Annotated in this window: 19 protein-coding genes; 7 read left to right on the top strand and 12 right to left on the bottom strand. The window is 66.3% G+C overall.

Annotated elements, in window-relative coordinates; all coding sequences use genetic code 11:
- Positions 1 to 35: 35 nt before the first annotated feature.
- Complete coding sequence (locus ACMZPQ_RS02020; RefSeq protein WP_197582054.1) at positions 36 to 815, bottom strand: hypothetical protein; 780 nt, start codon at positions 813 to 815, stop codon at positions 36 to 38.
- A 205-nt stretch (positions 816 to 1,020) separates the two neighbouring features.
- Between ACMZPQ_RS02020 and ACMZPQ_RS02015 the strand changes: the two genes are divergently transcribed.
- Entirely contained in the window at positions 1,021 to 1,344 is a 324-nt protein-coding gene (locus tag ACMZPQ_RS02015) for a hypothetical protein (RefSeq protein WP_197582056.1), read from the top strand.
- Positions 1,345 to 1,378: 34 nt separating this feature from the next.
- On the opposite strand, the gene ACMZPQ_RS02010 is transcribed toward ACMZPQ_RS02015, so the two are convergent.
- Entirely contained in the window at positions 1,379 to 1,954 is a 576-nt protein-coding gene (locus tag ACMZPQ_RS02010; RefSeq protein WP_197582058.1) for an LmrA/YxaF family transcription factor, read from the bottom strand.
- A gap of 69 nt (positions 1,955 to 2,023) precedes the next feature.
- On the opposite strand from ACMZPQ_RS02010, the gene ACMZPQ_RS02005 reads away from it, so the two are divergent.
- Positions 2,024 to 2,569, top strand: coding sequence for a thioesterase family protein (locus ACMZPQ_RS02005; RefSeq protein ID WP_049458716.1), 546 nt, complete (start codon positions 2,024 to 2,026; stop codon positions 2,567 to 2,569).
- Positions 2,570 to 2,575: 6 nt separating this feature from the next.
- Here ACMZPQ_RS02005 and ACMZPQ_RS02000 read toward each other — a convergent pair whose 3' ends face one another.
- Entirely contained in the window at positions 2,576 to 3,709 is a 1,134-nt protein-coding gene (locus ACMZPQ_RS02000) for an agmatine deiminase family protein (RefSeq protein ID WP_197582060.1), read from the bottom strand.
- Between the two features lie 105 nt (positions 3,710 to 3,814).
- Here ACMZPQ_RS02000 and ACMZPQ_RS01995 point away from each other — a divergent pair, with 105 nt between their 5' ends.
- A complete protein-coding gene (locus tag ACMZPQ_RS01995; protein ID WP_197582062.1) occupies positions 3,815 to 4,699 on the top strand; it encodes a LysR family transcriptional regulator in 885 nt (294 codons plus the stop codon).
- Here the strand turns inward: ACMZPQ_RS01995 and ACMZPQ_RS01990 are convergent.
- Positions 4,668 to 5,456, bottom strand: a complete 789-nt coding sequence (locus ACMZPQ_RS01990; protein ID WP_197582064.1) for a GDSL-type esterase/lipase family protein — start codon at positions 5,454 to 5,456, stop codon at positions 4,668 to 4,670. The genes ACMZPQ_RS01995 and ACMZPQ_RS01990 overlap by 32 nt on opposite strands.
- A gap of 49 nt (positions 5,457 to 5,505) precedes the next feature.
- Complete coding sequence (locus ACMZPQ_RS01985; RefSeq protein WP_197582066.1) at positions 5,506 to 6,471, bottom strand: DUF2268 domain-containing putative Zn-dependent protease; 966 nt, start codon at positions 6,469 to 6,471, stop codon at positions 5,506 to 5,508.
- 137 nt (positions 6,472 to 6,608) lie between these two features.
- Between ACMZPQ_RS01985 and ACMZPQ_RS01980 the strand changes: the two genes are divergently transcribed.
- On the top strand, positions 6,609 to 7,592 hold the full coding sequence (locus ACMZPQ_RS01980; protein WP_197582068.1) for a hypothetical protein: 984 nt from the start codon (positions 6,609 to 6,611) through the stop codon (positions 7,590 to 7,592).
- A gap of 10 nt (positions 7,593 to 7,602) precedes the next feature.
- Here ACMZPQ_RS01980 and ACMZPQ_RS01975 read toward each other — a convergent pair whose 3' ends face one another.
- From ACMZPQ_RS01975 to ACMZPQ_RS01960, 4 genes are all read right to left on the bottom strand, one after another.
- On the bottom strand, positions 7,603 to 7,923 hold the full coding sequence (locus ACMZPQ_RS01975) for a hypothetical protein (RefSeq protein WP_040007432.1): 321 nt from the start codon (positions 7,921 to 7,923) through the stop codon (positions 7,603 to 7,605).
- Positions 7,924 to 7,956: 33 nt separating this feature from the next.
- Complete coding sequence (locus tag ACMZPQ_RS01970) at positions 7,957 to 8,121, bottom strand: hypothetical protein (RefSeq protein ID WP_197582070.1); 165 nt, start codon at positions 8,119 to 8,121, stop codon at positions 7,957 to 7,959.
- 110 nt (positions 8,122 to 8,231) lie between these two features.
- On the bottom strand, positions 8,232 to 10,694 hold the full coding sequence (locus ACMZPQ_RS01965) for a prolyl oligopeptidase family serine peptidase (protein ID WP_197582072.1): 2,463 nt from the start codon (positions 10,692 to 10,694) through the stop codon (positions 8,232 to 8,234).
- A gap of 169 nt (positions 10,695 to 10,863) precedes the next feature.
- Positions 10,864 to 11,193 (bottom strand): hypothetical protein, encoded by a 330-nt coding sequence (locus tag ACMZPQ_RS01960; RefSeq protein WP_008264504.1) that lies wholly within the window; start codon positions 11,191 to 11,193, stop codon positions 10,864 to 10,866.
- 458 nt (positions 11,194 to 11,651) lie between these two features.
- On the opposite strand from ACMZPQ_RS01960, the gene ACMZPQ_RS01955 reads away from it, so the two are divergent.
- Both ACMZPQ_RS01955 and ACMZPQ_RS01950 read left to right on the top strand, forming a co-directional pair.
- On the top strand, positions 11,652 to 12,428 hold the full coding sequence (locus tag ACMZPQ_RS01955; RefSeq protein ID WP_197582074.1) for a HipA family kinase: 777 nt from the start codon (positions 11,652 to 11,654) through the stop codon (positions 12,426 to 12,428).
- The gene (locus ACMZPQ_RS01950) at positions 12,406 to 12,798 is read left to right on the top strand and encodes a DUF3037 domain-containing protein (RefSeq protein WP_197582076.1); all 393 of its coding nucleotides are present in this window, start codon (positions 12,406 to 12,408) and stop codon (positions 12,796 to 12,798) included. The genes ACMZPQ_RS01955 and ACMZPQ_RS01950 overlap by 23 nt, the downstream gene beginning before the upstream one ends.
- A gap of 16 nt (positions 12,799 to 12,814) precedes the next feature.
- On the opposite strand, the gene ACMZPQ_RS01945 is transcribed toward ACMZPQ_RS01950, so the two are convergent.
- From ACMZPQ_RS01945 to ACMZPQ_RS01935, 3 genes are all read right to left on the bottom strand, one after another.
- A complete protein-coding gene (locus ACMZPQ_RS01945; protein WP_197582078.1) occupies positions 12,815 to 14,245 on the bottom strand; it encodes a serine hydrolase domain-containing protein in 1,431 nt (476 codons plus the stop codon).
- A 64-nt stretch (positions 14,246 to 14,309) separates the two neighbouring features.
- The gene (locus ACMZPQ_RS01940; protein WP_197582079.1) at positions 14,310 to 14,795 is read right to left on the bottom strand and encodes a DUF4952 domain-containing protein; all 486 of its coding nucleotides are present in this window, start codon (positions 14,793 to 14,795) and stop codon (positions 14,310 to 14,312) included.
- Between the two features lie 51 nt (positions 14,796 to 14,846).
- Positions 14,847 to 15,752, bottom strand: a complete 906-nt coding sequence (locus ACMZPQ_RS01935; RefSeq protein WP_197582081.1) for a LysR family transcriptional regulator — start codon at positions 15,750 to 15,752, stop codon at positions 14,847 to 14,849.
- A gap of 119 nt (positions 15,753 to 15,871) precedes the next feature.
- On the opposite strand from ACMZPQ_RS01935, the gene ACMZPQ_RS01930 reads away from it, so the two are divergent.
- Positions 15,872 to 16,861: a zinc-binding dehydrogenase gene (locus ACMZPQ_RS01930; protein WP_197582083.1), complete on the top strand. Its 990-nt coding sequence runs from the start codon at positions 15,872 to 15,874 to the stop codon at positions 16,859 to 16,861.
- Positions 16,862 to 16,897 lie beyond the last annotated feature (36 nt).

The raw sequence follows: 16,897 nt of genomic DNA, 5'->3' as shown, positions 1-16,897 counted from the left end.
TGAAGCAGGTTGGGATATCGGCCGGGAACGTGGCGCTACAGCGCTTGAATGACCTGCAGCAGGTGGGTCGCTCCTGGCGCCAGCGACTGCGCAAGCCAACCCAGCACAGCAAAGAACAGCAGCAAGCCGAGCAGCGGCCAGATCGTGTGCGTCACGCATACCCGCCACCATCCCTGCTCCTGCATGCCCTGCATGCGCCGGTACAGGCCACCAGCGATGGCGGCGTCCACCAGCAGTTCGGCCATCAGTACCGGCGCCGACCACACCACCCACACGCTCGCCAGCAGGACGGTCGCCACCAGCGCGACGATGCCGAGGATCGCGAGCAACGGCAGGCCCGCTTCGTCTTCGGCCAGGCCGGTCAACGGCAGCTCACCGGCATCGCCGCCGCGGACCCGCGCCGACTCATTCCACGAAGCTGACGCGCCGCCACCTCCGGAACGGCCGCCGACGCCGCCCCACGGTGATTCCACGGCACTTCCGCGAGGCGATGGGCTGCCACTACCCACATCCGGCGACAGGCCATCCAGCACGTTGTCCCAGCGCCAGCGGATCCAGATCCACATCAGCAGCAGGAACACGCCATAGGCCAACAGCACGGCCATCGGGTAGCGAAGCAGCATTGCGTCGATACCGGCCAGACGCAGCAGATGCGAGGCGAGGAAACCGGCCGCACCGGTCAGGGCGACGATCAGCGCCATCTGCAGGCGTGGCCAACCGCGCTGCTGCAGGTGCCGGCGCGCACGCACGACTTCGCTACCGCGGTTCACGGGCAATTTCAGTGGGCTGCGTGAAAAGTGGCGCGAGCGCTTCATGCAGCCGCCAGGGGACGGGAGGCATCGCGGCCACGAACGTCGGGAACCTGATACTGCATGCGGACATCCTTGCCGGGCACGCGTAGGTGGTGATGGGCGGAGTCTAGCGCGATGGGACTGCGGGTCAAACACCCACGGACCGGACTGGCGCCTGCTTTGTACCCGCGCGCCGGCGGCTGGATCATGACTCTCTGCCAGAAAAAGTATGCTCTACGGCATGCACGTCTCCCAGCTCACCCGCTCCACCGCCCTCGTGATGTTCGTTCCAATGCTTGGCCTCGCCGGTTGGGGTTCCTGGTTTGGTAGCCGCTGCTTCAGCGATGGCTGCCTCGGTGTCCTGGTGGCATGGCTTGCCGCCGTGGTTGCATTTGTAGTTCAGGCGTTGCTGGTACTCCCGACGCATGCCTGGGCCCTCAAGCGGCAGGGAGCGCCCGCCGCTCGCAGCTACTTTCTTTGGTTGGGCGCGTCGGCCGTCGCAGCGTTCCTGCCCATCGTGCTCGGCTGGGGCTACTTGATGATCTTCCGATGACCTGCTGCGCGTCTCCCGCACGCGGATAGCCGGATCAGGGTGGCGCAGCCGCCTTCAGCAACTGCGCGGCCACCTGGTCGAACGGGGCGATGTCCTGCAGCGCGCGGCACATCGCCACCGCACCTTCCACGCTGGCGATCACCAGGCTGGCCAACTCAGCTGCCGCTGCCGGGGCATGTCCTTCGGCGACGAATGCCGAGGCGAGGTGGCCCTGCCAGCGCGCGAACACCTCGGCCGCCGCCGCGCGCGGTTGGCTGGGCGTGGCCTCCACTGGCTCTTCCACGGCAGCGGCCAGCACCGGGCATCCGGCGCGGAAATCGGTGCGCAGCAGGCGCTCGCGCCACATCCCCAGGAACTGCTGCAGGCCCTGCACGGCGCCGCCCTTCAGCAGCTCCACCAGCAGCGCTTCGACCTTGTCGCCGGCCATATGGGTGGCACGCGCCAGCAGCTCCTGCTTGCCGCCAGGAAAGTGGTGGTACGTCGAGCCCAGCGGCGCTTCAGCCAACTTGGTTACCTCGCGGATGCTGGTGGCATTGAGGCCCACGCGCGCCAGCATCTGTGCCGCGGCATCAATCACGCGTTGAGGCGCATCAGAGGGTCGCGGGCTCACGGCAGGCTCCTTGCCAGGACAGTCGTCATAGATTAGCGTACCGGCCGTTCTATAACAGTCGTCATAGCCATGAATCTCTGGTTCCGCCTGCTCCACCTGCTGCTGTGCAGCCTGTTCCGGCCCAAGCTGGACGCCCCGTTCGGGGTTTCGCGGCTGCAGTTCCGCGTGCTGCCCAACGACCTGGACAGCAACCTGCACATGACCAACGGCCGCTACTGGAACATCTTCGACCTGGGCCGGCTGGACCTGATCCTGCGCATGGGCCTGGGACGGGTGGCGCTGCGCGAGAAGTGGGCACCGATCGTCGGCGCCGGCACCATCCAGTTCCGCCGCGAACTCAAGCCATTCCAGCGCTTCACCCTGGAAACGCGGCTGGTCGGCTGGGTCGGCTCACGCGGGATCATGGAGCAACGCGTACTGATCGGCGCTGAACAGAAGATCGCCACCCGCGCACTGCTGGTCACCGGCATCTACGACCGTCGCGCGCGGCAGTTCCTTGGCATGCCGAAGATGATGGAGGCGATTGGTGTTGTCGCCCCGCCCTCCCCGCCGCTGAGTGCGGCCGCCGAGGCGCTGCTGGCCGCCGATGCCGCCTTGAAGCAGGACGACGCCTGAGGCACGTCACTCCACCTTCGGCATGTTCTTGGTCACGCAATGGATGCCGCCACCGCCACCCGCGATGGCATCGATATCCACCTGTTCGATCACGCGGCCGGGATACAGGTCTTCCAGCAGCTCACGGCAGTAGCCGTCGGCGGCATCATCACCGAACTGCGGCGCGACCACCGCGCCATTGATCGGCAGGTAGTTGATGTAGCCCATGGCCAAGTCATCGTTGTCGCGGGTATGCACGTTGTCGCGCCCGTCCAGCGGCGGCGGCAGCGTATGCACCTGCAGGCGGCGGCCATCGGCATCGCTGGCCCCGCGCAGGATCTCAAGATGTTCCCGGGTCAGCGCGTAATCGTAGGAGTCCGGATCGTTGTCGAGGTTGGCGATCACCACGCCCGGACGCACGAAGCGCGCATAGAAATCCACGTGCGCATCGGTAATGTCTTCACCGGCGATGCCGGGCAACCAGATGATCTTGCGCAGGCCGAGGTGGTGCTTCAGCTCGGCTTCGATATCCGCGCGCGACCAGCCTGGATTGCGGTTGCGGTTCACCCAGCAGCTCTCGGTGAGGACGGCGGTGCCATGGCCATCGACTTCGATGCCGCCACCCTCGCCCACCAGGTCACTTTCCAGCAGCGTTGCGCCGGTCACCTGCGCCAGCCAGGGTGCCACCGCACCATCGTTGCGCGCGCTCTGCTTGCCACCCCAGCCGTTGAAGTTGAAGTCGACCAGGCCCAGCCCGCCCCGGCCGTTGGTGACGAAGCAGCCGCCGTAGTCGCGCACCCATATGTCATCCAGCGGCACCTCGAGGAACTCGATGTTGTCGCGGCCGCAGCGATCCTGCGCCTGCTTCAACTGCGCCGGGCGGCACAGCACGCTGACCGGCTGGTGGCGGGCGATGGTGCGCGCCAGCCGCGCCACGGCGGTGTTCACCGCATCGGCCTGCCCGCCCCATACCCGCGGCTGCGCGGCGAAGGCCAGGAACACGCGTTCCTGCGGGCCGTGCTCGTCCGGCATGCGCCAGATGCCTGCACCCGGGCCCGCCGCAGCCACGCGACCCGGCAGCCCGGCCAGACCCAGGGCGGCCAGGCCGCCAAGACCGGCGGCGCCCGCCAGCTGGGTGAGGAAGTGACGACGGTTGCTCATGACAGCCTCCAGGGCCGGTGTGGGATGGACGCTATGCTGCGCTTGCCTACCGATAAGAACAAACGATAGATTCAGCCACCATCTGAACAGTTCTGCTTATCTGAAATGCTCAAGCACTGGCCACCCCTGAACGCCCTGCGGGGCTTCGAAGCTGCCGCCCGGCTCGGCAGCTTCCATCGCGCGGCCGAGGAACTGCACCTGAGCCAATCGGCCATCAGCCAGCAGATCCGCGGCCTGGAGGACGCCTTGCAGCAGCCGCTGTTCTTCCGCCAGGGTCGCAGCGTCACCCTCACCGACGCCGGCCTCGATCTGCTGGAAACCACCCAGTCCCTGTTGCGCCAGCTGGCCAGCGGCATCCGCCGGCTCGATCAGTACCGCAAACCCAATCAATTGATCGTCAACACCAGCCCCGCCTTTGCCCGCCATTGGCTGGTGCCGCGCCTGGCGGAGTTCCACCGCCTGCATCCCGACGCCGACCTGTGGCTGCTGACCAGCGAGGAAGCGCCCGATATGACGACGCAGACGCTGGACGTGGCGGTGCGTGATGACCTCGACTCGCAGGCGCAGTGCCAGCATCGGGTGCTGCTGCAGGACCGTCTCTATCCGGCCTGCCATCCGGCCCTGCTCGCCACACCGGTGCAGGAACGACTCACCCTGCATGGCGAGCGCGAGATGGACTGGAGCCAGTGGCAGGTACAGGGCGGCGCGGACGTGGGCCAGCGCCGCGAGGGCATGAATTTCTCCGAGCCCGGGCAGCTGCTCGATGCCGCCTGCCAGGGGCTGGGCATCGCGCTGGTGAGCGAACTGTTGGCCGCGCGCGCCTGCGAGCAGGGCCTGCTGCAACCACTGGATGATGCACGCGTGCGCGGCCCGCGCTGGAGTTGGCTGGTGCACGAAGACAGCGCGGCCGATCCGCTGGTGATCAGTTTCTGTGAGTGGTTGTTGGGGAGCCTTCCGGCTATGGCGACGTCTGCTCCAGCGCGCGCTTGACTGCCGCCTCTGCCAAGGGCGCCATCACCGCATAGCCTTTCGCCGTTGGATGCACGCCGTCGTCGGCCAACTGCGGGTCGAGGCCGCCAGCGGCATTGGCCATCGGCGTGTGGTAGTCCAGATACACCAGCTGCTTCGCGTCGGCATAGCGCTTCAAGGCAGCGTTCAACGCACGCACCTTGGGCGCAGGTGCCGTGCCCGGCAACCAGGGGTAGTCGCTCACCGGCAGCACCGAAGCCAGCACCACGCGGATGCCATGCACCTGCGCCAATTCCACCATCGCATGCAGGTTGTCCTCGATCATCGCCTGCGTGGACGGCCCGGTATTGCCGGCAATGTCATTGGTGCCAGCCAGGATCACCACCACCTGCGGCTTCAGTGCCAGCACATCCTGCGGGAAACGCAGCAGCATCTGTGCCGTGGTCTGGCCACTGATGCCACGGTTGAGCCAGCCCCTGCCGGGAAAGAACGAGGCGCTGCCTTCCCTGCCCCAGCCTTCGGTGATGGAGTCGCCGTAGAACACCACGCGGGGTTGGCCAGGCACTGCGGCAGGCAGCTGTGCGTTGGCATTGCGATAGCGCTGCAGCTGCGGCCAATCGGCCAGTTGCCGCTGCATGAAGCGCACCTCGTCCGGGCGAAGCTGTTCAACAGGCGTCAACAGCAACGGATTGACCGCCGCCTGTTCTGCTGCCTTCAGGGGCGCGCTCAGCGCCATGGCAACGGTGATTGCACCGGCAAACAGCACGGGTCCACGCATGCGGATTCTCCAGAGGGCCTGGCCTGCAGTCTAACGCTGTGCACCCGGCTCATCGCGAAGCCGTGCGTGCCGCCACACCGGTCACTTTCGCTGGCATCCACATGCCCGGCGTCCAGCCACTGGCGGCCAGGATGGCCTTCGGGTTGTCCTGCTGGACCAGCGCACGCACCGCGTCACGCTTGTCCTTGGCCTGCAGGTAGTAGGCCTTGGCGATGCGGTACCCCACCCAGTAACCGAGGTCGTAGGGCTCCTGCGAACCGGGCGTGTGGTTGTACAGCCACGGCGACAGATCCGTGCTGTCCAGGTCGAGTGCGAATGCGCTTTCGATATGCACTTCGCGGCCGCGTGTCCATGCGGCGTGGCGGCCATTGCCCACGTTGCCGGAGATCAGTTCGGTGATGAACTCGGCGATGCCTTCGCCCAGCGAGAGGCGCAACACCGTCGCGCGCGGGTCACCCGGTTCGACGTCGATCAGGCCGGTCTGCTGGATGTGCACGTACTCGTGCGCGATCACGTGCACGAAACGATCCTGCACGTTGGGATTCATGAAATCAGCCGCGCACAGCGCTTCCAGGCCGATGATCACCCCATTCTTCGAGGTCAGCCCGACGGGCCTGCCGCGCCCCACCGCGATGGTCACCGGCGGGAACCGGGTCTGCGGATAGATGGCCTGCAGGTTGGCGAACACGTGCGCCAGGCGCTGCTTCACCGCCGGTAGTTCGGCCAGGCAGTTTCGCCCCTGTGCGTACAGCTCGGGCTGATGGGCGATGGATTCGGCGAGGCGCTCAGCGGTGACCCGCCGCGCCTTCGCCAGCTCGGCAAGGCCGGTCGAACCCTCGGCCAGGTAGACACGCAGCTGGGCAACACTGGGCTTGCCGCCCGTGCCGTCGTAGAGCGCGTAGAAACGACTGACATCCTCGGTGAGGATCTGTGGCGCCGACGGTGCAGCCGCCTGTGCCACGGATACCGCCCCGGCACAGGCCAGCGCCAGCAGGCCGCGCAGGATCATGAACATCGCTCCGTCCTTGGTGGAGTGCATGCAAGGCGCGCAATTTACCACTCTGCCCGGGCCACCGCAGCAGTCGGATGCGGCAACCCCTGCGCTATGCCAGACTCACGCCGGCAGCCAGCCACGGATGATGGAGCACACAGATGATGATCGTTCCCGCTTACTGGGCCGAAGCCCGCGTGCAGGCGCGATTCCGTGGCCGTCCGCTGGTCGTGCGGCGCTTCGGCTGGTCAGATGAAGGCCCCATCGAAGCGCAGGCGCATGCGGATGCACGCGCCAACGCGGCACTCAACGCCATCGTTGCCGGCCAGGCACTGCCGCGCCGCGAGGCGCGCAGCAACTACGGTGTGGAAGGCGTTCCGATCCGTGAGCAGATCGTACGGCGCGACGGCGATGTCATCGTCACCCGCAACAGCTACGGTGCGCTGTGCCTGAACACCCCGGACGTGCTGTTCGCCGACATCGACCACGCACAGCCCCCGGCAGGTTGCGTGATGCCTGCCATCATTGCGGCGGTGCTGCTGTTTGCCGGCGCCATCATCGGCACCCTGCTCTGGCACTGGCTGGTGGGACTCGTGCTGGGCGTGGCGGCGGTGGTGCTGGTGAATGCCGCGCTGCTGATGCAACGCAGGCGCCGACTGGCCGCGGCCGGCGGTGCCGAGGGCGTAGCCCTGCAGCGGATCGCGGCCTTCAGCGAGCAGCATCCGGATTGGCATCTGCGCGCGTACCGGACGCCGGCCGGACTGCGCGTGCTGGCCATGCATGCCACGTTCCCGCCGGAGGACGAACAGCTGCAGGCCTATTTCAAAGCACTGGGCGCGGACCCCCTGTACGCGCGCATGTGCCGGTTGCAGCATTGCTTCCGGGCACGGCTGACACCCAAACCGTGGCGCGTTGGCCTGAAGTACCGCATCCGGCCTCCGGTGGCGGCATGGTCAGCAGAGCAGGCCAACAACCCGGACCGCCTGGCCTGGATTGCCGAATACGAGAAGAAGAGCGCTGGCTTCGCCGCCTGCGCCTATCTGCGCAGCTTTGGTGATACCACGCGCACCCACGCCAAGGCCGAACACGTGCGCGACCTGCACGATCGCCTGTCGCACGCGCTGGACCGGCTGCCGCTGGCCTGAGTGCACGCGCTCAGTCAGCGCCCTGCACGAACGGCTGCCCTGCCAGGGTTGTGCCCAGCCGCACCGCGACCTGCTGATCGCCCTTCTCAAAGGTCGTTGCGCACTGCTTTCCGCCCTTCTGGCATCCAACTTCCGGAAAACCCTCCAGCGATTCCGGCGCGCCCTGCAGCGGCTTCACCTGCCATCCCGCCGCATCCAGCAGGCGCTTGGCCTTGGCGTAGGGCATGCCGGCGATGATCCCCAGCTGCGCCAGCTCGGTGGGCAGAGGCTGCGCACCTGCAGTCGAAACCAGGACCAACGACAATGTTGCAGCAACAAGGATGGCTTTCATTGCACCGACCCGGGACGAACTCACAGGGTCAGCCTAGCCCATTTGCATGACGCGGGAATGTGCCGGTAACACGTCGTTACCGAGCGTCCACAGTTGATGACTTCGCTCAATGCCGGGCGCCACTCTTCCTGCGCACTGGAACGCCATGGCAACAGGAAATGCCAACAGCGCAGCCAGTGCCAGCAATCCCGTCTTCATGAGGCCTCCTTATCCCTTTCAAACAGCAGCCAAGCATAGGCCCGGCTCCACCGGATGCAGACAGGCCGCCCGAAGGCGGCCTTCTGCAACGCCGTCGAGCAAGCTCGACGCTACTTGGCGTTCTTCACGTAGGTGTCGAACCAGTTCAGCATTTCCGACACCAGCTGCTCGTTCGATTCCAGCGCGGTGTACCAGTGCGGCTCGTTCGGCAGCATCACCAGGCGGGTGGTGCCGCCGTTGCCACGGATGGCCTGGTACAGCTTGCGCGACTGGAACGGTTCGGTACCCGGGTTGGCGTCGTCCTCTCCGTGCACCAGCAGCAGCGGCAGCTTGATCTTGTCGGCGTAGAAGAACGGTGACGCCTTCAGGTACACATCCTGCGCCTGCCACACCGAGCGGCGCTCGTTCTGGAAGCCGAATGGGGTGAAGGTCTTGTTGTACGAGCCGCTGGTGGCCACGCCGGCCTTGAACAGGTTGGTGTGGGCAATCAGGTTGGCGGTCATCAGGCCACCATGGCTGTGACCGGTCACGCCGATGCGGTTACGGTCGACCACACCCATGTCCACCGCCTTGTCCACCGCCGCCTTGGCGTCGGCTTCCAGCTGCTCCAGGTAGGTGTCATAGGCGTTCTTCGGGTCGCCCACGATCGGGAACGAGGCGTTGTCGATGATCGCGTAGCCGGCCAGCAGCATCAGGCGATACGGCTGCAGGCGGGTGAAGGTCTGCTGCGAACCAGACACCTGACCGGCCTGCGCGGCGTTGGCGAAGTCGGCCGGGTAGGCGTACAGGATCGCCGGCACGCGCTGTCCTTCCTTGTAACCGGGCGGCGTGTACAGGGTGAACGACAGGTCCACGCCATCGGCACGCTTGTAGGTCACCAGCTGCTTCTTGATCTGGCGCACTTCCGGGGTCGGGTCGACCAGTTGGGTCAGCGCGGTGGCGCTGGAGGCGAACTGCGCCTCGCCGGCCTTCGCATCGGCCACCGCCTCACCCTGCTGGCGGATGAAGGCATTCGGTGGATCGATCACCGACTGGTGCCAGGTCAGGTAGCGGCCGGGCGTGTTGCTGAAACCGAGGAACTGCTCGTAGGCATCGGCGCTGCTGCGGAACAGGCGCTCGCTCTTCAGGGTGTCCAGGTCCAGGCGGTCGAGGAACGGACGATCACCCTGCGGCGAGGCGCCACGGCCGCTGAGGAATACATGGTTGCCCTCCTGGCGCACGACCTGCGCGCCGTTCGGCAGGCGGGTGTAGACCAGGGTGCCCGGGTTGCCGTACAGCTCATCGCTGGACATGTCCCACAGCAGGCGCCCTTCCTTCTTCGACTGGTCCACATCGACGATGCGGGTCTGCATCCAGTGGCGGTTCTCGTCGTTCTCGTACTGGAAGGCCACGGCCGGATCAGCGGTCCACGCGTAGCCTTCGAAACGCTGCGCGGTGCGGGTGACTTCGGTCGGCTTGCCGTTGAACGGGGCCTTCAGCATCAGCACGCGATCACGATGCGGCACGCTCACCTTCCAGTCGCCCTTGTCCAGCGCTTCGGCATAGACGAGGGTGGCCGGGTCGGTGGCACGCCAGTCGAAACCGCGTGGGCCTTCCGGCACGCCGTGAACCGGCACACGGTCGGCCAGCGGCAGGCTGGCGATCGGGGTGGTCTTGCCGCTGGTGATGTCCAGCACCGCCACGTCGTTGGCGAAGCGCTGGTAGGTCACCGCGTGCGAATACGGGGCCTTGATCGACTCGGTCAGCACATGCACGCCATCGGGCGCGGCGCCGACATCGTTGAACAGCGCCGGCTGCCCGACCGGGCGCACGCTGCCGGCGGCGGTGTCGACCACGGCCAGCTGCGAGGCGCCGTAGTAGGCGAACAGCTTCTCGTCATGCACGCTGGTCAGCGTGTCGCGTGCTTCGTAGGTGCTGCTTTCGCCGCTGCTGCCCAGCGACTCCTGCGCATCCGGGCCGGTCGGCACGCCACCGTCGGACGGTGCCGGGCCCTGGTTGGCAGGCACCAGCTTCACCAGCAGCTTCTGGCTGCCGCCCAGCCACTGCACGGTGTTGCCGAAGATCGGGTTCAACTGCACGTTCGGGATCTGCTTCACCTGCCCGGTTGCGGCGTCGCCCACCCACAGCTGCACGCTGGTATCGACCGCATTCTGGAAGGCGAAGTGGCTGCCATCGGCCGACCACAGCGCGCCGGTGGCGCAGCCCTGCGGCAGGTTGACCTTGGTTTCCTTGCCGCTGCCGATCTCGACCAGGGTGAAGTCGGCCACGCAGGTCGGGATGCCGTAGCCGCCGGGGGTGTCATGGCGGCTGCGGTTCTTCGGCTCCAGGCGCACGCCGGCCAGCTTCAGATAGGGCTGGGCCATGCGGCTGATCGACGGATAGGTCTGCGCGGTGGTCAGCAACAGGCGCTGTCCACCCGGTGCCACGTTGGGCGCCGGCGGCGGCGGTGCCTTCAGCACCTTGAGCAGGTGTTCCGGCGGCTTCGCGTAATCGGCAAGCGCCGGGCCAGCGGCCAACAGGCCGACGGTGGCAACGGCAATGGCCGCCGCCAGAGAGGTTCGACGGATGAGCATCCTTATCCCCTGGGGTGTGAATGGGAGCCCGAGTATGGGCAAGAGCCCGAATCTAGCACCGCAGGAGGCAGGGGGAATGGGCCGGAAGGACTAGTGGCCGGATGGCGCAAAGTGGGACGCGCCCGGAGATGCCGGCAGCGCGCCGGCATCTACCAGGCGTGGCCTGTCATCACTGCTGGGCGTGCAGGTCCCAGGCGGTCAGGTAATCGGGGTCGACCACGATCATGCCGCTGTTCCGCATCCGGTACTCACCGGGCTCGGCCCGCTGGTACTGGTCGAGCATCGGTGGCAGGTAGCGCTCATGGCCATCATCTTCATCGGCCAGCACCACGCCTTCGTCGGCACTGATGCGCAGCACGGTGCCCGCGTACTGCTCCAGCCCCTGCACCTGGCCGTCGCCGCCATAGCGGGTGACACCGACCAGCACGACCTTGCCGATCATTTCCTCGGCCTTGGCATCGTCCAGGGGCGGCAGCATGGGATTGAATTCGTCGCTCATCGGTGCACCTCCAAAGCCTGTGGGGACATCGTGGACTCGGCGGCCGCCCACGTTGCCACTGCCGACGGCAACGCAGGGATTCATCGCGGGGCGCAACTCACTGGATCGCAGGGCCCACCGTGCAACGCCGGGGGCGCGATATGTAAACGGTGTCTGCAACTGCGGGGGCGGCCATCCGTGCCGATGGCGTGACCGTGTCAGGCCAAGGTCAACACCACGCGTTGCGTTGCATGCAGGGTGAAGCGTGACAGCTGCGCTGTAGCGGCATGACGGCCTCCTGTTGAAGGTCACACGCGGGCGTGTTGCTCCGTTGCAACGAATGCTGCCACTGCGCGCGGAAGGACGAAGTGAAGATTGCCGCCGGCCCGCACGAGGCGATGCGCGCGGTGCCCGTTCATCAAGCTGGCGCCCCGTTCCGCTGCGGGGCGTCTCCCGCAGCGCCACGCTAGAATGCACGCATGCGCACCGTCCATGCCCTCCGCTACATCACCCCGCTACGGGAAGGTGGCTCCCTGCCCGCCGTGGTTGAGACCGACGACGACGGCATGGCCGTGCTGAAATTCCGTGGTGCCGGCCAGGGACCGAAGGCGCTGATCGCCGAGCTGATCGCTGGCGAGATGGCGCGCACGCTGGGGCTGCCGATTCCGGAGATCCTGTTCGTCGAACTGGACCGCGAATTCGCCCGCACCGAGCCGGACCCGGAAATCCAGGAACTGATCCGGGCCAGCGAGGGCCTGAACCTGGGCCTGGACTACCTGCCCGGCGCGATCAACTACGATCCGGCGGCAATGCCGGTGGATGCCGACCTGGCCTCGCGCATTGTCTGGTTCGATGCGTTCACCAGCAATGTCGATCGCACCACGCGCAATCCCAACCTGATGGTGTGGCATCGCAAGCTGTACCTGATCGACCACGGTGCGGCGATGTACTTCCATCACGATTGGGCCAACGCCGGCGATGCCTGCGAGAAACCGTTCGTGCTGATCCGCGACCACGTGCTGCTGTCGTTCGCCAGCCGCATCGCCGAAGTGGATGCTGAGCTGGGGGCGCGCCTGACCGATGCCGAGATCGAGCGCATCGTCGGCCTGGTGCCGGACAGCTGGCTGGTGGACGAGCCGGCGTTCAACAGCCCGCAGGCCTATCGCCAGGGCTACATCGACTATCTCAAGCACCGCCTGAAGGTGCGTGCGGTGTTCGTGCAGGAGGCCATCCGTGCCCACGCTGCACACGTATGACTATGCGGTCATCCGCGTGGTACCGCGGGTGGAACGCGAAGAGTTCATCAACGTCGGAGTGATCGTCTCCTGCCCCGGCGCACGTCATCTGGAAGCGGCCATCGAGATCGATCCGGCACGCCTGCACGCGTTCGCGCCGGCACTGGACCAGGATGCGCTGCAGCCGTGGCTGGATGCGATCGTGGCGATCTGCCGCGGCGACGCCACGGCCGGGCCGATCGCGCAGCTTCCCGCACGCGCACGGTTCCACTTCCTCACCGCCAAGCGCAGCTCGATCGTACAGATGTCGAGCACGCATGTGGGCCGCACCGCCGATCCGGCGGGTGTGGTCGAGCACCTGATGACGAAGATGGTGCGCGTGCCGGAATGACCGGCACGCGTCGCGATCAAAGTGGCACGCGACGCGCGATATAGTTGACCACATTGCCGATCGCATCCGGATCGACATTGGCCAGGCCGACGATCACATAGCCCTGCGCGGGCATCACCACGATGGCACTGTTCGACCCAGGCGCACCGCCTTCGTGGCCGTACTGGTGCTCCCTGCCCTCGCCCTGCACCACGAAGCCAAAGCCATACCAGCGCTTGTGGTTCTGCGCCGTGGTGGCCTGCTGCAGCAGTGCCGGCGAGACCAGTCTCCCGCCGCGCAGCGCCTCGGCGAATTTCAGCATGTCGGTGGCTGTGCTGTAGCCACCGCCAGCGGACATGCCGCGCCAGGGCAGCGACTTCGTTTCACGTACCCATTGCCCATCCTTCTTCGTATAGGCGACGGCACGCTGCTGCACCTTCACTGTTTCCGGTTCGAAGCCGGTGCCGGTCATGCCAGACGGACGCAGGATGTGGTCTTCCACATAGGCGTAGTACGACTGCCCGGACACGGCTTCGATGAGGCGTCCAAGCACGATGAAGCCGTAGTTGGAGTAGCTGTCCTGGCTACCGGGCGTGAACTGCGGTGCATCCTTGGCGAAGCGCTGCACGTAGTCATCCAGCGTCTTCAGCGAGGCCGAATACTGATCGAAATCATCGCCGAAAAAATCGCCGAGGCCGCTGGTGTGGGTCAACAACTGGCGGACGGTCACCTCAGTGGCGACGGCCTTGTTCGGGTAGTCGGGCAGGTGCTTGCCGATCGTATCGTCCAGCCCCAGCTTGCCGGCCTGCACCAGCTGCAGGATGGCCACCGAGGTGAACATCTTGTTGGACGACGCCAGCCGGAAGCGCGTATCCGCCCGCACCGGAATACCGCTTTCGCGATCCGCCTGGCCACCCCGCCAATCCAGCAGCACCTCGCCGTTGCGCGCCACCAGCAGCGCTCCCGACAGCGCGTCCTGTGCACGCAGCGCGTCCAGCTTCGTCCTGGCGTCAGCCATCAGGGCCGGCAACGCAATACGCTCCGGCTTGTATTTTTCCGGTACTTCGGTGCCTTCGATCTGGAACAGCTTCAGGTGTGCTGGATGGTCCGGGTCCATCTCTGCCGTCACCCACATCGCACGCTCGTTCAGCTGGCCCATCACCAGCAGCTTCGCGTGACCAGGCGTGTCCTCGCGCGTTTCCAACACGCGCAGCGGGCCGGTACTTTCGCGGAACTCGAGATAGTCCTTGGGAGCGCTGCCTTCCTTCTTCGCATACTTGTCGGCGAAAGCCTGCAACGCATCGAGGCTGCCTGCATTGAAGGCCGCAAGCCAGTCATCGATGGCGTCCTGCGCATGCGGACGTGCAGGCTCGGAAACGGTTGCGCCAACCGCGGGAAAAGCCAGTACAGCCGTCAGAAACGGACAAGCCAGCGCAGCGCACAGCAGCAGACGTCCAACCGCCTTCATCGCAGTTCCTTTGCAGGGATCCCTGCACGCATCCTAGAGCAAGCATCCGCCTGCCGCATCCACTCTACGGGCTCTGTCGCGCCACCTCCACGGTGACGTTGAATGCTTCAATGCGGCGCCACTCGCTGCGCTGATGCGGCAGCGATTCCACGCCCATCCCGATCTGGTACCTCACCGTGTCCGGACCTTCGCGCCAGCTGTAGGGCCCGCCATTGCTCCAGCCACAGCAGGTGTAACGCAGCATCGGCATTCCGAATGTCGCGTGCAGATACGCTTCGACCTGCTCGGCGCGTGCGCCGGCGACGCGGTAGTGGGCTTGCATGGGCTTGATGTAAGACGCGTCGTCCTGGCTGCAGCCCACGTATTCCAGCCCTGCGGGCTTCCGCCCCATTGCCTGCAGGAAATCCTGGCAGGGGGTATCCGGTCGCGCCAGTCCATCGGCACGTCCCTGCTGCTCCCACTCGGCCAGCGCCTGTGCAGGCGCGTCGCCGCCGGGCAATCCCGCCAGCAGCAGGAAGCCAACGGTCAGCTCGTGCAGCAGGAGAGACATCACAGGGCGATCCTTCGCAGGTGGTTGCAGAAATGCTAACCGATGGCCGCGCTACCGCCGCGCCATGCTCTGCTCGCTGAACCGCGCCACGCAGAAATCCACGAAGCTGCGCAGCTTGGGCGTGACCTGGCGATCGCGCGGGTACAGCAGATGGATCCAGGTCGACACCGGCTCGAACGTCGGCAGCACTTCCACCAGATCACCCCGCGCGAGCGCCGCCGAGAGCATTTCGTAGGGCTGCAGGATCAGCCCCAATCCACCGACGGCCGCAGTCAGCAGCGGCTCGGCCTGATTGACCATGAAGCGGCTGGACACCGGCACGGTCAGCACGCTGCCGTCGGCATCGCGGAAACTCCATCGCGTGCGGATGATCGAATGCGCGAAGCCTAGGCACTCGTGCCGGCTCAGGTCACTCGGGTGGGTAATCGGCGGTCGCGACGCCAGGTAGGCCGGCGATGCGCACAGCACCAGCGGATACGGCCCCAACCGCCGCGCCACCAGTCCGCTGTCGGCCAGGTCACCGGTGCGGAACACCAGGTCGTAGCCGTCTTCGACGATGTTGACCAGGCTGTTGGACAGATTCAGTTCGACCTGCACGTCCGGATATGCCTGCATGTAGACCACTACCGCCGGGCCCAGCGCATGCACGCCGAAGGTGACCGGTGCGCTGATGCGCAGGCGCCCCATCGGCCGTCCGCGTGCCACCTCGGCCAGCTGCTCGGCGCCCTCCACCTCTTCCAGGATCACCCGCGCCCGCGCCAGGAAGGCCTGGCCGAAGTCGGTCAGACTCTGCTTGCGCGTGGTGCGGTTGAGCAGGCGCACGCCCAGGTGCTGCTCCAGCGCCTGGATGTGCTTGCCAACCAGCTGCGGCGACAGGTCCAACACGTCGGCAGCGGCGGCGAAGGAGCCGACTTCGGCCACCTTGGCGAAGGTGCGGAGGGGAGCAATCAGGTCCATTGCAAACGTATTTTTTCCAATGAAACGCCAGATTACCCATTATTCTTGATGCAGACCACGTGCATAGTGGCCGCCACGTCCCCGCCGGCCCGAGCGCCGGTCCCTCCTTGGAGCCCCCCATGAGTCAGGTTGTCCGCATCCACGAATATGGCAATGCCGATGTACTGCGCATCGACGACATCGACGTTCCCGCCCCCGCCGCCGACGAAATCCAGGTCCGGGTCAAGGCCATCGGCCTGAATCGCGCCGAGGTGATGTTCCGCAATGGCGCTTACCTGCAGGAAGCGCAGTTCCCCAGTCGCCTCGGTTACGAAGCGGCCGGTGTGGTCGAAGCCATCGGCAGTGCCGTGGCCGGATTCACCGCAGGCGATGCGGTCAGCGTGGTGCCCCCCCTGGATATCGCGCGCTGGGGCACCTATGGCGAGCTGGCCAACGTGCCGGCGCGACTGGTGGTCAAACACCCGGCGTCGCTGGGCTTCGAGCAGGCCGCGGCGGTGTGGATGCAGTACGTCACCGCCTGGGGCGCGCTGCTGGAACAAGCGAAGCTGGGGGCCGGCGAGTTCGTCATCATCACCGCCGCCAGCAGCAGCGTCGGCCTCGCCGCCATCCAGATCGCCAATGCCGTAGGTGCCACGCCCATCGCGGTAACGCGTGGCCCGGGCAAGCGCCAGGCCCTGCTCGACGCCGGCGCCGCCCATGTCATCGCCACGCAGGACCAGGATCTGGCTGCTGAAGTGGCACGCATCACCGACGGCGCCGGCGCCCGCGTAGTGTTCGATCCGATCGGCGGCCCACAGTTCGTGCCGCTGGCCGAGGCCATGGCGCGCGGCGGCATCCTGCTGGAGTACGGCGCGCTGAGCAGCGAACCCACGCCGTTCCCGTTGTTCAACGTGCTGGGCAAGTCGCTGACGCTGAAGGGCTACCTGTACTCGGAAATCGTGTCTGACGATGCCGCGTTGGCCCGTGCCAAAGCCTTCATCGTCGACGGCCTGGACAAGGGCACGCTGGCGCCGATGATCGCCAAGGTGTTCCCGTTCACGCAGATCCAGGACGCACACCGTTACCTGGAATCGAACGAGCAGATCGGCAAGGTGGTGGTGACGGTGTAATCGGACGTGATGCAATGGGGGCGGCCGATGGCCGCC

Origin of the sequence: Stenotrophomonas maltophilia (assembly GCF_047497515.2) — a bacterium.
Classification (GTDB): domain Bacteria; phylum Pseudomonadota; class Gammaproteobacteria; order Xanthomonadales; family Xanthomonadaceae; genus Stenotrophomonas.
This window is presented reverse-complemented; position numbering and strand designations above follow the sequence as displayed.

Excerpts from the sequence above, each read along its gene's own strand:
- ACMZPQ_RS01975 (WP_040007432.1), bottom strand. The coding sequence starts at position 7,923 with ATGAAAGCCATCCTTGTTGCTGCAACATTGTCGTTGGTCCTGGTTTCG.
- ACMZPQ_RS01940 (WP_197582079.1), bottom strand. The coding sequence starts at position 14,795 with ATGTCTCTCCTGCTGCACGAGCTGACCGTTGGCTTCCTGCTGCTGGCG.
- ACMZPQ_RS01935 (WP_197582081.1), bottom strand. The coding sequence starts at position 15,752 with ATGGACCTGATTGCTCCCCTCCGCACCTTCGCCAAGGTGGCCGAAGTC.
- ACMZPQ_RS01930 (WP_197582083.1), top strand. The coding sequence starts at position 15,872 with ATGAGTCAGGTTGTCCGCATCCACGAATATGGCAATGCCGATGTACTG.
- ACMZPQ_RS02000 (WP_197582060.1), bottom strand. The coding sequence starts at position 3,709 with ATGAGCAACCGTCGTCACTTCCTCACCCAGCTGGCGGGCGCCGCCGGT.
- ACMZPQ_RS02015 (WP_197582056.1), top strand. The coding sequence starts at position 1,021 with ATGCTCTACGGCATGCACGTCTCCCAGCTCACCCGCTCCACCGCCCTC.
- ACMZPQ_RS01945 (WP_197582078.1), bottom strand. The coding sequence starts at position 14,245 with ATGAAGGCGGTTGGACGTCTGCTGCTGTGCGCTGCGCTGGCTTGTCCG.
- ACMZPQ_RS01980 (WP_197582068.1), top strand. The coding sequence starts at position 6,609 with ATGATGATCGTTCCCGCTTACTGGGCCGAAGCCCGCGTGCAGGCGCGA.
- ACMZPQ_RS01955 (WP_197582074.1), top strand. The coding sequence starts at position 11,652 with ATGCGCACCGTCCATGCCCTCCGCTACATCACCCCGCTACGGGAAGGT.
- ACMZPQ_RS01995 (WP_197582062.1), top strand. The coding sequence starts at position 3,815 with ATGCTCAAGCACTGGCCACCCCTGAACGCCCTGCGGGGCTTCGAAGCT.
- ACMZPQ_RS01990 (WP_197582064.1), bottom strand. The coding sequence starts at position 5,456 with ATGCGTGGACCCGTGCTGTTTGCCGGTGCAATCACCGTTGCCATGGCG.
- ACMZPQ_RS01970 (WP_197582070.1), bottom strand. The coding sequence starts at position 8,121 with ATGAAGACGGGATTGCTGGCACTGGCTGCGCTGTTGGCATTTCCTGTT.
- ACMZPQ_RS01965 (WP_197582072.1), bottom strand. The coding sequence starts at position 10,694 with ATGCTCATCCGTCGAACCTCTCTGGCGGCGGCCATTGCCGTTGCCACC.
- ACMZPQ_RS02005 (WP_049458716.1), top strand. The coding sequence starts at position 2,024 with ATGAATCTCTGGTTCCGCCTGCTCCACCTGCTGCTGTGCAGCCTGTTC.
- ACMZPQ_RS01985 (WP_197582066.1), bottom strand. The coding sequence starts at position 6,471 with ATGTTCATGATCCTGCGCGGCCTGCTGGCGCTGGCCTGTGCCGGGGCG.
- ACMZPQ_RS01960 (WP_008264504.1), bottom strand. The coding sequence starts at position 11,193 with ATGAGCGACGAATTCAATCCCATGCTGCCGCCCCTGGACGATGCCAAG.
- ACMZPQ_RS02020 (WP_197582054.1), bottom strand. The coding sequence starts at position 815 with ATGAAGCGCTCGCGCCACTTTTCACGCAGCCCACTGAAATTGCCCGTG.